Below are 11,389 nucleotides of genomic sequence, written 5' to 3' on the forward strand. Positions count from 1 at the left end.
CTAGTCCGATCCTCGAAGCAATGCGACGGCTTTGTCGACCTGCAGCGTGGGATCGAGAACCGGCGCGGTGCTCAGGCACGCAACGATGAGGTGTACCAGCCACTCGACCATCTGCTCGACGTCGATGCGGACGTCCTCTTCGAGCCATCGGGCCGTTGCACCGTCGATTGCGGCGACGATGCTTCGACCGACCAGCCTGACACCGGTGTTCTCCGGGTCCAGTCCGAGCCGAGTGGCCGCCGCTTCCAGCACTGCGGTGCGGGCACCTTCGAATACTTCCCAGGCTTCTGGATCGGCACCTCTGCCGCCCAGCACCATTCGGAGCGCCAGGCCGCGGTGCACGCGCAGGTACTCGAGATGGCTGGTCAGAGCGGCCCGTATCTGAACGTCGGGTGTCGAATCGGGGATGTCCGCGAACGCCTGGGACATCGCGGAGGCCGTGGCCCGCATCGACTCGAGGTAGATGCCTCGCTTGTTGCCGAAGTAGTGGAACAGCAAGCCGTGCGCCACATCCGCCGATTCCACGATGTCGGCTACGCCCACCTTGTCGTAGTCGGATTCTGCGAACAGGGCGACTGCCGCATCGATCATTCGCTGACGGGTTTCTGCGGCTCGAGCCGTTGCCCGGGTGGCCCGGGCAACCGGCTCGGTGGATCGATTCGGCACCTCGAGCCCCCTCTGTCTCGGCGTCCCCGCTCGGCTGCTGCCTACGGTTCGACACAAGACTAGGTCCTCGTCAGATGATCGGCGTGATGTGGTCATGAAGGTCGAAGCCGAGGAGTGCCTTGCCATAGGTTTCGATCGACACTCGCGGGAGCATGACGGCGTGGCGGGCACCGACGTTGGAATCGCGCCAAATACGCTGCAGTGCATTGACATCGGCGAAGGCCCCGGCCCCGGTGGCGTCCATGAGGATGTTGAGCGCCTCATTGATGCTGCGCAGTGCAACGGCTGCGTCGCCGCGAACACGAGCGCGCGAGAGCAAGTCCGGGTACTCGCCGGCTTCGGCCCACCGCTTGACGTCCTCTGCCGCGCGGTACGCATGCAGGTGTGCAGTGTCGACCTTCAGTGCGGCTTCGGCGAGCATCATCTGGAAGGCCACCGAGTCGGCCTGCCGGTCGTACGTGGTGTAGGCCAGGGCCTTCTGTGACGCCTTCGTTCGAACGAGTTCGACTGCAGCACGGCCCATTCCGAGTTGCGGTCCGACGAGCACCATGACGAGCATGGGACCGAAGGCCGAGCGAGCGAACGCGGAATCGGTACGTTCTGCCACGTTGGCACCGCTGAACGCCGGAATCATCGAGAGCATGTGGTGTTCGGGGACGAACACGTCGTCCGCGATGACGGTGTTGCTGCCGGAGGCGCGCATGCCGGCCACGTACCAGGTGTCGTCGATGCGGTAGTCCGAGCGAGGCAGCAATGCCATGCCCTGGTCCAGCATGTCGCCGTCTTCGTCGTTGATGATGATTCCGCCTGTGAACCACTCCGAGTGCAGGCTGGCCGAGGCGTAGGGCCACGTGCCCGTGAGGCGGTAACCGCCCTCGACCTTGCGGGCGGTGCCGCCGGGAGTGACGACGCCGGCAATGACTGCATCCGGCCCGTTCGCGTAGATCTCGGCCTGAGCCTCGTCGCTGTAAAGCCCTGCGGCCCAGTTGTTCACGTTGGACAGGGTGGTGACCCAGGATGCGCCCGCGTCACCTTCGGCGATGATTGCCGAGACGTCGAGCATGGTGCGTAGATCGGTTTCGAGTCCGCCGAACTTCGCCGGTGCTGCGACTCGAAATGCGCCCGCGCGGCGGAGAGCGTCGACGGTGTCCTCGGACAGGCGTCGTGCCTGCTCGTTCTCGGCGGCTCCGGCCTTCAGGTCGGGTACGAGAGCCCGAAGGTTGGCAACTACATCGGCGGCGGTGTCAACGGACAGTGTTTCGGTCGTCGTCATGACTCTTCTTTCGGTTCGGCCCCAGCCTGTGAGGCGTGTCTCACGAAACTAGGCGCAACTTGACCTGAGGTCAATGTTGACTTCCGATCAGCGGTGTGGCGTAGTTGTGGGCACGCCGTTGTCGAGCGAAGGAACCCGGATGCTGAACATCACCATGACGCAGGAGCTACCCGCCTCTCAGGACGAGGTGTGGGCAACACTGTCCGACGTCAGCACCTTCGAGAAGTGGCATGCGCTACACGAGGAATGGGTGGAGACGCCTCCGAAGGACCTCGAGGTCGGGGCGACGATGGTCGAGAAGATCAAGATCGCCAGCATCATCGACACCATCGAGTTCCAGGTCGAAAGTCTGCGTGCACCTGAGGAATTGGTCCTGGTGGGTGCCGGATCCACCGGATCGAAGATTCGGCTGACTATGAACTGCGCCGCTCGCGGCAGCGGTACTGCCGTCACCCTCGAGCTGGGGGTGACCAGTCCGCTGTTGTTCGGAGTGGTGGGCAAGGCGCTGCAGGGCACCTTCAAGAAGAAGCTCACCGCCACCCTGAACGGACTCGCGGAGTACCTCGCGTGAAACGCCGATCGCCCCGCACTTGCGTGCGGGGCGATCGGAAAGTTCGACTCGTCAGTCGAGAAGATCAGCTGTGTAACCCTTTTCGAGCCGCTTCTTGACATCACCGAGGTAGCGGGCCGCATCGGCACCGTCGACGATGCGGTGGTCGTACGACAGCGAGAGGTACACGGTCGGAACCGCGGTGATGGTCAAGTTTCCCGCGGCATCTCGGACGGGCACCACACGCTCGACGACCGAGCCGAATCCCAGGATCGCCGATTGCGGCTGATTGATGATGGGCGTGTCGAACAGTGCGCCGCGGCTTCCGGTATTGGTGATGGTGAACGTGCCTCCGGAAAGATCGTCGGCGGTGACGGTGCCGCCGCGCACCTTCTCGGCAGCGCCCGCGATTTCGGACGCCAGCGCAGAGATGGAGAGTTGCTCTGCGTTTCGGATGACCGGGACCATGAGCCCCTTCGGGCTGTCGACGGCCATACCCAGATGGCAGGCACCGTGATAGGTCACGGTGGTGACGTCGGCGTCGAGCGAAGAATTGACGACGGGATTGTCCGCCAGTGCCTCCACTGCAGCTTTGACGAAGAACGGCAGATACGACAATTTGTTTCCGGTGCGGCGCTGGAACGAGTCCTTGTTCTCGCGCCGGACCCGCGCCACCGCGGACACCTCGGCTTCCACAACCGTCGTCAATTGAGCTGCGGTGTGCAGGGATTGGACCATCCGGGTTGCGATGGTCCGCCGGATACGCGGCAGCTTTTCGACGCGGTCGGCCGCAGTCTCGACGACCTCCGGCTCCACTGCGGCGGCAGTGACGTCCTCCGCCTGGGGTGTCGGAGGAGGTGTCTCGGGCGACGGGGGTTCGCTCGCAACATGATCCGGGGCGAGCGTTGCCAGTGGTGCACCGATGGCGACCACGTCGTCCTCGGAGGCGAGGATCTCGGTGAGGATCCCCGCCGCCGGTGACGGAATCTCCGTGTCCACCTTGTCGGTGGCCACTTCGAGCAGAGCCTCGTCGACTGCGACGGTATCGCCGGGCTGCTTGAGCCATCGAGTGACGGTTCCCTCGGTGATGTTCTCACCGAGGGACGGCATCGGAACGGTGGTGGTCGTGACGGTTGCGGTCATGGCTGCTTTCGCTGTCGGAGGGGCCTTGTCACTGACCGGTCACATCGAGAGCTGCGCCCACGATGGAATCGGTGTCGATCCGGTGGTGCTTGTACACCTCGTCGAGTGAGCCCACCTGTCCGAAGTTGCTCACGCCCAACGACGTCGACGCAACGCGGTTGACGGTGGCGAGGAACGCGAGGGTGTGCGGATGCCCATCGAGCACCGTGACCATCGGGGTCGCTCGTTCGGCGGGCAGCAGTTGATCGAGAATCCAGGATTCGCCCACGTGGTGTCCTTGCCTGGCCTGCAGCGCGCGGTAGAGCTCGCCCGGGCTGGTGATGCACAGAACGTCCGCGATGACGCCGATCTGCTCCAAACGCTCGGCGGCGTCCAGGGCTTCGGTCATCAACGCTCCCATGGCTGCGATGGTCACCGTCGCTCCGTCTCGGCGCACCAGCGGGTAACCGCCTGCGACGACCTGGCGACGCCTGCGTTCCCGGGCAGCCGGATCGCTGGGGACGTCCGCCTTCGACTGGTCGACGGGACGCGTCGACAGGCGCAGGTATGCCGAGGTGCCGTCGGGGCGTCCGAGTCGGCCGATGCTCGCGAGCAGTGTCCATTCGACGTCGATGGCGAATGCGGGCTCGTAGGTGATGCAGCCGGGCTGTTCAAGTCCGATCGACGGGGTCTTGATCGACTGGTGCGCACCACCTTCCGCGGCCAGGGTGACTCCCGACGGCGTGCCGACCAGAATAGACTGGCCACCCGCGTAGATGCCGTACGACCACGGCTCGAGTGCGCGCTCGACGAACGGGTCGTACATGACACCGATCGGGAACAGAGGCTCGCCCCAACGGCTCCACGTGGCACCGAGCTCGCCCATCAGTCCGACCAGGTTGGTCTCCGCGATTCCGAGTTCCATGTGCTGACCGGACGGCCCTTCGCGCCAGTGCATGATCGTCTCGGCGTCGTCGCCGAACCAGTCGTGCCGATCCGACGACGACCAGACGCCGACCTTGTTGACCCAACCACCGAGGTTGGTGGTCGAACTGACGTCGGGGCTGACCGTGACCACGCGTCGAGCAGCGTCGGGAGCTTCTCGAGTGAGGTCGATCAGGGTGCGGCCCAGTGCGGCCTGCGTGGTGGCCGTGCCCTTGGGGGTGCGTCCGATGTCGGTGGGAACGACGGGTGGCGTCGACGCCGGAATCGGTTCGCGGCGTAGCCGTTCCGCGGTGGCAGCGCACAGCCGGCCGGGTCCGCTGTCGGTGTCGAAGCGACCCCAGGGCTGCTCGGGATCGGTGCCGAGGGTGCGTGCGAGTTCTGCGTACTCATCGACGGTCAACAGTGACGAGTGGTTCTGCGGATGGCCCTGGGTGGGCAGGCCGAATCCCTTGACCGTGTACGCGACGATCACGGTGGGACGGGTGTCGTCGATATGAGAATAGGCCTCTCGCAATGCATCCAGATCGTGTCCGCCCAGGTTGCGAATCGACTCGGTCAGCAGTGTGTCGTCGAGATCGGCGATCAGGTCGGCAATGGCGGTGGCGTCGGGACCCGATCCCGGAAGTCTGGTGCGCACCTCGTCGGCCGTGCAGCGCAGCAGGCGCTGGTATTCCGGGTTCGGCATGTCCAGGATTCGCGTGCGCAATGCGTCGCCGCCCGGCTTGGCGAACAAGTCTTCGAGCAACCGGCCGAACTTGACGGTGATGACCTGCCAGCCGGCGGCGTCGAACATCTTCTCGAGGCGACGCGCAGCGATGTTGGGGACCACTCGGTCCAACGACTGGCGGTTGAGGTCGACGATCCAGACGATCTCGCCGAGCTCGGCGATGCCCGGATCGATGATCGCCTCCCAGACCGCACCTTCGTCGAGTTCCGCATCGCCGACCAACGAGTACTGCCGTCCGCTGAAGCCGGGCGTCTTCGGTGTGGATTCCTCCGTGCCGAACCGGTCCTCGACGAAGCGTCGGGACATCGCTCCCCAGATCGGGGCCGTGGCACCGATGCCGACGGATCCGGTGGAGTAGTCGACGGTGTCCGGGTCCTTGGCCCGCGAGGGGTAGGACTGCAGACCGCCGTAGGCGCGGAGTGTTGTCAGGTACTTCTGGTCCAGCTCGCCCAGCAGGTAGTTGATCGCGTGCAGCACCGGCGAGGCGTGGGGCTTGACCGACACGCGGTCGCCGGGCTGCAGCTGCTCGAACCACAGCGAGGTCATGATCGAGACCATCGACGCGCAGGAGGCTTGGTGGCCGCCGACCTTGAGTCCGGTCGGGTTGGGCCGAATTCGGTTGGCATGGTGGATCATCGACGTCGACAACCACAGCACCCGCTGGGCGAGCTCGTGCAGGTCGTGGTGATCACCGGTGGGCGAGCGGCGGTCGGCGGGACTGATGCTGGTCATGACAGGTGCTCCTGAATCGACGTCGAATGTGCCGGGGGCAAGAAAAAGCGGAGCGGACGAAGAGGGCCGAGTGTGGTCCTGCGGTCCGGACGGGCGTTCGGGTTTCGAATCGCCGAGGGGATGCAACTGAGCTGCGATGACGGACAGTGGACCAGCCGCATCCCGTGTTGCGCAAGTAGTGCTTCGCAGACTGTGCAGGTTGCACGGTTTCGGGCCGCTCGAGGGTACGAAACTTGGTCGTCCTGACCTCTAGGGCGTCGAGTCGGGTCGGGCCTGCGCTGCGATCACCACTGCCTCGAAAGTGTCCACCACGAGCGCGACCACTGCGTCGAGTTGCAGTTCAGGGGTGTCGAAGTACGCGTCGGCGGTCCGATCGAGAAAGCCGGTCCAGCCCGAAATGGCGGCACTCTGCAACGGAGACAAGGGTTCCGGAAGTTCCGCGAGTGATGCGACCTGCAGCGCACCCTCGGCCCGTGCTTCTCGGACGGCATGTTCGACGACGGAATCGCCCAATTCTCCCTCCCGAACCACTCGCACGTACAGGGCGCGATGCCGCTCGAGAAATTCGATGTGGCGTCGCACGAAACCCTCCATGCGTGCCCGTACGGACTCCTCGTCGGCCGCAGGCTCCTGGAAGTCCGACAATTTCGACAACACGTCGGCCAGTGCGGCCGCGACCAGGCCTTGTTTGTCGGTGAAGTAGTAGAACAACAGCCCGTGGGCCACGCCTGCTCGACGGCAGATCGCGGCGGCGCTGATGTCGGCGCCGTTGCCCTCGGCCAGAAGCTCGATCGCCGCGTCGATCAGCGCTTGTCGACGGTCCCGCCTGGGTCGGGAACGGCGGGAACGCTCGGCTCCGGGGGACGGGTTGGTCGACACCGATCCGACATTAGCTCACCGGAAGGAAACTCTCCTGACCTGCGATCAATTTCTTGACTACCAGTCAAAGTGGCCGTAGCGTAGGTCACAACAGGTGACCCGAAGAAAGGCTCGTTCGATGAGTACGACGCAGGATGCAGGGAGTCGGAAAGCGCCGAGGGTTGCGCCCGACCTCATCGCCCACTGGGTGGTCAAGTCAGCGCGCACCGAGGAGATGGTGCGGTGGTACGGAGCGGTGTTCGGCGCCGAGATCGTGTACCAGGACGAGGGAATCACGTTCCTGACCTGGGATGACGAGTCGCATCGACTGGCGATCATTGCCGTCCCGAAGCCCGTCAGGTTCCTTTTCCCGTTCGCCAAGTTCAGGCGCAAGGCGTACGGAATCGACCACATCGCATTGACGTTCATCTCGCTCGAGCGACTGCTGGAGAACTACGTGCGACTCAAGCGGCTCGGCATCGTGCCGGTGTGGTCGATCAATCACGGACCGACGATCTCGCTCTACTACGAGGATCCCGATGGGGTGCGCCTCGAATTCCAGGTCGAGAACTTCGATGCCGAGAACACCGCGGCGTTCTTCTTCACCGAGGAGTTCGCGAAGAACCCGATCGGCGTCAACATCGACCCCGATTACCTGCTCAGCCAGCTGCGCAACGGCGTGCCGCACGAGGAACTTCGCCGACGTGAGGCCGGAACTCGGCCCGGGCATCCGGTCGTCGCCAACAAGAAGACCATCACGCCGAAAACTTTGTGACCGAGCAGATTTCGATCGAAAAAGGGGGAGAAAGACTCACATGTCTGTCAACGTAGTCCGGACCATCGACGGATGGTGGCGCCTCGATGGCGACCGTGCAATCCGTATCGAGACGACGGCCGAGACCACCCGCGAACTTCTTGCCGATCGCGACGCCATCACCGGCGCGTCGGGTGCGGGGTCGAGTGTCGACGAGCTCGAGCTCGTATCTCCGGTCACCACACCGTGCCGGGTGGTGGCGCAACTGCTCAATTACCGATCCCACGCGATCGATGCCGGCTCCGATCCGAACACGTTGCAGCCGACCTTCTTTCGTAAGTCCTCGGCGTCGGTCAGTGGCCCGTTCGATCCCATCCGCCAGCCGCCCGAGGTGGCGCTGCTGGACTACGAGATCGAACTGGGAATCGTCGTCGGTGCCGAGATTCCCATCGGCACGACGGTCACCGACGAGAACCTCTCGGACTACGTGGCCGGGGTGATCGTGGCGAACGACGTGTCCGCGCGCGAGATCCAGCTGACGAAAGTCCAGGTGTACGAGAGCAAGTCGTATCCCACGTTCACCCCGTTGGGGCCTCGGCTGGTGCTGTTGGACAACGACGAGCTCCGTCGCATCCCCGAGCTGCACATGACGTTGGCTGTCAACGGTGAGACGCGCCAGGACCAGACGATCGGCAACGACCTGATCACTCCGCCGGCCGAGGCGCTCACCCGGTTGGCCCGCTTCCAGAACATGACCGCCGGCGACGTACTCCTCACCGGAACACCGATCGGCACCGCCATTTCCGCGCCGCCCAAGATCGTGCAGAAGATCGGCGAGTTGATTCCGCCGGCGCTGAAGTGGAAGTTCTTCTTCGCCCGGCAGGCGAAGAACCCCGATTACCTCTCGGTCGACGATGTGATCACCGCCGGTATCAAGACCGCCGACGGAGCCATCGATCTGGGGACGCAGGAGACGGTGGTCCGATGACCGTGCCGATCGTCGTGGTCGGGGCCGGCCCGGCTGGTTGTACCGCCGCGTTGCTGTTGGCGCGCAGAGGGATTCGTAGTGTCGTGCTCGAGCGGCGAGACGCGCCGCTGTTTCATCCCGCCGCGCACGTGATCAACGCCCGCACCCTCGAGATCTGGAACGAATACAGCCCCGAGCTGGCGCGCTCGATCGCCGCGATGTCGCCGCCGCACGAGACCGTCAACCTCATCAGCTGGTTCGGAGGCCTGTCGGACGAGGCCATCGGTTCCATCGACCTGCTCTCGGACCCCGCGCGCAAGGCGATCGTCGAGAGTCAGAGTCCCTTCCTGGTCTCGCACATCGGTCAGCATCTGTTGATGCCGGTACTGTGGGACGCGCTCGATGCCGAACCTCTGATCGAGTTTCGACGCGGATGCGCTGTCGAGTCCGTCGACACCGACGCGTCCGGTGCACGGGTGCGCGGGCGATGCGCGAACGGAGTAGCCGAGATCGAGGCCGAGTACGTGTTGGCGTGCGACGGTGCGAACAGCGCGACACGAGACGGTACCGGGGTTGGCTTGACCGGACCGGTCCTCGCGAACATGGGTAGTGCCTTCTTCACCTCGAAGACGCTCTTCCCCGATGATGCTCGGCCGCTGCTCAGTTGGATCTTCACACCGGAGCTGTGCGGTGTGATGATCGCGCACGCCGACCATCGATACATTCTGATGACGGCGTACCTGCACCCCGAACAGGAGATCGCCAAGGACAGTCGAGCCTACTGGTCACGCACGCTGCCGAAGGTGTTGGGAGACCACGAGTTCGATCTGGAGTCGACCGGGACGTGGGTGATGACCTCACAGACCGCCGACGCGTTCCGTCGTGGCCGTCTGCTTCTGCTCGGCGATGCGGCGCACCGGTTTCCGCACACCGGTGGTTTCGGGTTGAACTCGGGCGTTCAGGATGCTCACAATCTGGCCTGGAAGCTCGACGCCGTTCTGTCGGGCGACGCGTCTGCGTCCTTGTTGGACACCTACGAGACCGAGCGCCGTCCGGTGGTGGAGAAGTTCGCCGAGCAGAGTGTCGCGAACCATTTCCGGATGGACGACATCGGGAAGCGGGTGGGCATCACCAACAAGATGTTGGCGAAAGCCACTCAGGTGATGGGTCGTCCGCCGCTGAACAAGGTTCCGGGGAAGTTGATCGCGCCACTGGCTGCCGCTGCGACACGGCGGCAGATGGCGCGCGCGCAGAAAGTCGACCCCGACGCACCCGGGGCCGCCCAGCTTCGTCGCGAGATCGCCGACGCGATCCCGCTTCAGGTGGAGCACTTCGTGTCGATCGGCTTGCAGTTCGGCTACCTCTACGCCAGTCCGTTGATCGCACGGGATCCTTCGGTCAAGCCCGCCGAGGACGTGGTCGATTATCTGCCCACGACATACCCGGGGGCCAGACTCCCGCACGCGGTGGTCTCGGTAGGCGGTGCGCAGGTGCCGGTGCACGAGACGCTCGACCCGAACAAGTTGTCGCTGTTTACTTTTGCCGGCGACAGTTGGTCAGGCGTGGTGTCGGAACTGGAGAACGCCGGGCCTGGCGTCACCCTGATCTCTGCTGAAGTACCGGCAGGTGTCGATCGTGACGAGCTGATTCGCCTGTACGAGGTGGGTGAGACCGGCGCGGTGCTCGTTCGTCCCGACGGCCACACTGCCTGGCGCACAGCGGCATCGGGTGAGGACGCCACGCGCGACCTGAGCGAGTTCGTGAACCGGCAATGGGGGCGTTACTTCACGGTGTCCGCGGGCGTGTAAGCCTCCGACGACATGGCACATGGTGCCCCACCGATGGTGGGGCACCATGTGCCATGCTCGAAGAGATCAGGGCTGTTGTGTCGGAATGTCCAGGAACGCAGTCAGTTCGGCCAAGAACTCGGCCGGCTTCTCGATGTGCGGCCAATGTCCGGTGCCCTCGATGTCGACGGCGGTCGCGGCGGGAACGGCGTCGAGGAATCGTTGGACGTCGGCGGGTGGTGACAGGGGATCGCCCGGTCCGCGAATGATCCGCGTCGGGCAGGTGATGCGGTCCAGCCCGGCACTCGGGTCGGCGGATGCGGTGGACAGCAGCGCCGGGAAAGATCCCGGTGCGCCCAATGCGGACATCACCTGGTCCATGAGCTCGGGGTCGAGTCGGTCGGTCCGGTTCACGAACGGTCCGAGCGTGGCCTTGAGGAGCATGGGCGATCGTGCGGCTCTGTGCGCCAACCAGTTCGGCATGGGCAGGCTGATGGTGACCAACTCGGCCAACAGGGTTGCCACCGCGCGTGGTTGATCGCGGATGGTGCCGATCGGACGTCGTGTGAGGCGGGTGAGCGAGAGGATCGGTCCACCGGTGACGACGAGCCGCTCGACCAGCCCGGGGTGATCTGCCGCCAGTCGCGTCGCCACGATCGAACCCATGGAGTGTCCGACGAACGTCGCGTGTGTGATGCCGAGAGTCGAGCACGTCGCGGCGACGGAATCGGCGAGTGCGGCGAAGCTGCTGTGGCCCCGTGAGAATTGCGAGCCACCGAAACCGGGTAGGTCGATGCCGATGGCTCGACGCGACCGCGCAACCTCGGGCAAGATCTCGATGAACCAGCGCCAGCTGGCCGAAATGCCGTGCAGAAAGATCACCACCTCGTCTGCGGTCGGATTCAGGTCGACGAGGTGGATACGCGATCCGTCCACATCTACGTCACGAGTGTGGTTGTTCCACTGCATGTCTTGCCATCGTTGGATTTCGGAATCGGTCACTTCGCT

At 64.6% G+C, this 11,389-nt stretch carries 10 protein-coding genes; 4 read left to right on the forward strand and 6 right to left on the reverse strand.

What is annotated here, in order from left to right:
* Both CH271_RS24760 and CH271_RS24765 read right to left on the reverse strand, forming a co-directional pair.
* A complete protein-coding gene (locus CH271_RS24760; RefSeq protein ID WP_179274711.1) occupies positions 1 to 666 on the reverse strand; it encodes a TetR/AcrR family transcriptional regulator in 666 nt (221 codons plus the stop codon).
* A 70-nt stretch (positions 667 to 736) separates the two neighbouring features.
* On the reverse strand, positions 737 to 1,939 hold the full coding sequence (locus CH271_RS24765; protein ID WP_094635283.1) for an oxidoreductase: 1,203 nt from the start codon (positions 1,937 to 1,939) through the stop codon (positions 737 to 739).
* A 139-nt stretch (positions 1,940 to 2,078) separates the two neighbouring features.
* On the opposite strand from CH271_RS24765, the gene CH271_RS24770 reads away from it, so the two are divergent.
* Positions 2,079 to 2,510: a type II toxin-antitoxin system Rv0910 family toxin gene (locus CH271_RS24770; protein ID WP_179274710.1), complete on the forward strand. Its 432-nt coding sequence runs from the start codon at positions 2,079 to 2,081 to the stop codon at positions 2,508 to 2,510.
* Between the two features lie 51 nt (positions 2,511 to 2,561).
* Here the strand turns inward: CH271_RS24770 and CH271_RS24775 are convergent, their stop codons facing one another.
* The 3 genes from CH271_RS24775 to CH271_RS24785 all read right to left on the reverse strand — a co-directional run bounded on the left by CH271_RS24775 (position 2,562) and on the right by CH271_RS24785 (position 6,894).
* Entirely contained in the window at positions 2,562 to 3,632 is a 1,071-nt protein-coding gene (locus CH271_RS24775) for a dihydrolipoamide acetyltransferase family protein (protein WP_094635285.1), read from the reverse strand.
* A gap of 28 nt (positions 3,633 to 3,660) precedes the next feature.
* Positions 3,661 to 6,015, reverse strand: a complete 2,355-nt coding sequence (locus CH271_RS24780) for a transketolase-like TK C-terminal-containing protein (protein WP_094635286.1) — start codon at positions 6,013 to 6,015, stop codon at positions 3,661 to 3,663.
* 249 nt (positions 6,016 to 6,264) lie between these two features.
* Entirely contained in the window at positions 6,265 to 6,894 is a 630-nt protein-coding gene (locus tag CH271_RS24785) for a TetR/AcrR family transcriptional regulator (RefSeq protein ID WP_094635287.1), read from the reverse strand.
* A 118-nt stretch (positions 6,895 to 7,012) separates the two neighbouring features.
* On the opposite strand from CH271_RS24785, the gene CH271_RS24790 reads away from it, so the two are divergent.
* Genes CH271_RS24790 through CH271_RS24800 form a run of 3 tightly spaced genes read left to right on the forward strand, consistent with a single transcriptional unit; the run spans position 7,013 to position 10,402 of the window.
* Entirely contained in the window at positions 7,013 to 7,648 is a 636-nt protein-coding gene (locus CH271_RS24790; RefSeq protein WP_094635288.1) for a VOC family protein, read from the forward strand.
* 40 nt (positions 7,649 to 7,688) lie between these two features.
* Complete coding sequence (locus CH271_RS24795; protein ID WP_094635289.1) at positions 7,689 to 8,615, forward strand: fumarylacetoacetate hydrolase family protein; 927 nt, start codon at positions 7,689 to 7,691, stop codon at positions 8,613 to 8,615.
* Complete coding sequence (locus CH271_RS24800; protein WP_094635290.1) at positions 8,612 to 10,402, forward strand: FAD-dependent monooxygenase; 1,791 nt, start codon at positions 8,612 to 8,614, stop codon at positions 10,400 to 10,402. The genes CH271_RS24795 and CH271_RS24800 overlap by 4 nt, the downstream gene beginning before the upstream one ends.
* A 66-nt stretch (positions 10,403 to 10,468) precedes the next feature.
* On the opposite strand, the gene CH271_RS24805 is transcribed toward CH271_RS24800, so the two are convergent.
* Positions 10,469 to 11,383, reverse strand: a complete 915-nt coding sequence (locus tag CH271_RS24805; protein ID WP_094635291.1) for an alpha/beta fold hydrolase — start codon at positions 11,381 to 11,383, stop codon at positions 10,469 to 10,471.
* Positions 11,384 to 11,389: the final 6 nt, after the last annotated feature.

The organism is Rhodococcus sp. 05-340-2 (genome assembly GCF_002258915.1).
In the GTDB taxonomy this organism is placed as follows: domain Bacteria; phylum Actinomycetota; class Actinomycetes; order Mycobacteriales; family Mycobacteriaceae; genus Rhodococcoides.

Bases quoted from the DNA above. Each gene is read 5' to 3' on its own strand.
- CH271_RS24765 (WP_094635283.1), bottom strand. From the start codon at position 1,939: ATGACGACGACCGAAACACTGTCCGTTGACACCGCCGCCGATGTAGTT.
- CH271_RS24770 (WP_179274710.1), top strand. From the start codon at position 2,079: ATGCTGAACATCACCATGACGCAGGAGCTACCCGCCTCTCAGGACGAG.
- CH271_RS24775 (WP_094635285.1), bottom strand. From the start codon at position 3,632: ATGACCGCAACCGTCACGACCACCACCGTTCCGATGCCGTCCCTCGGT.
- CH271_RS24780 (WP_094635286.1), bottom strand. From the start codon at position 6,015: ATGACCAGCATCAGTCCCGCCGACCGCCGCTCGCCCACCGGTGATCAC.
- CH271_RS24790 (WP_094635288.1), top strand. From the start codon at position 7,013: ATGAGTACGACGCAGGATGCAGGGAGTCGGAAAGCGCCGAGGGTTGCG.
- CH271_RS24795 (WP_094635289.1), top strand. From the start codon at position 7,689: ATGTCTGTCAACGTAGTCCGGACCATCGACGGATGGTGGCGCCTCGAT.
- CH271_RS24800 (WP_094635290.1), top strand. From the start codon at position 8,612: ATGACCGTGCCGATCGTCGTGGTCGGGGCCGGCCCGGCTGGTTGTACC.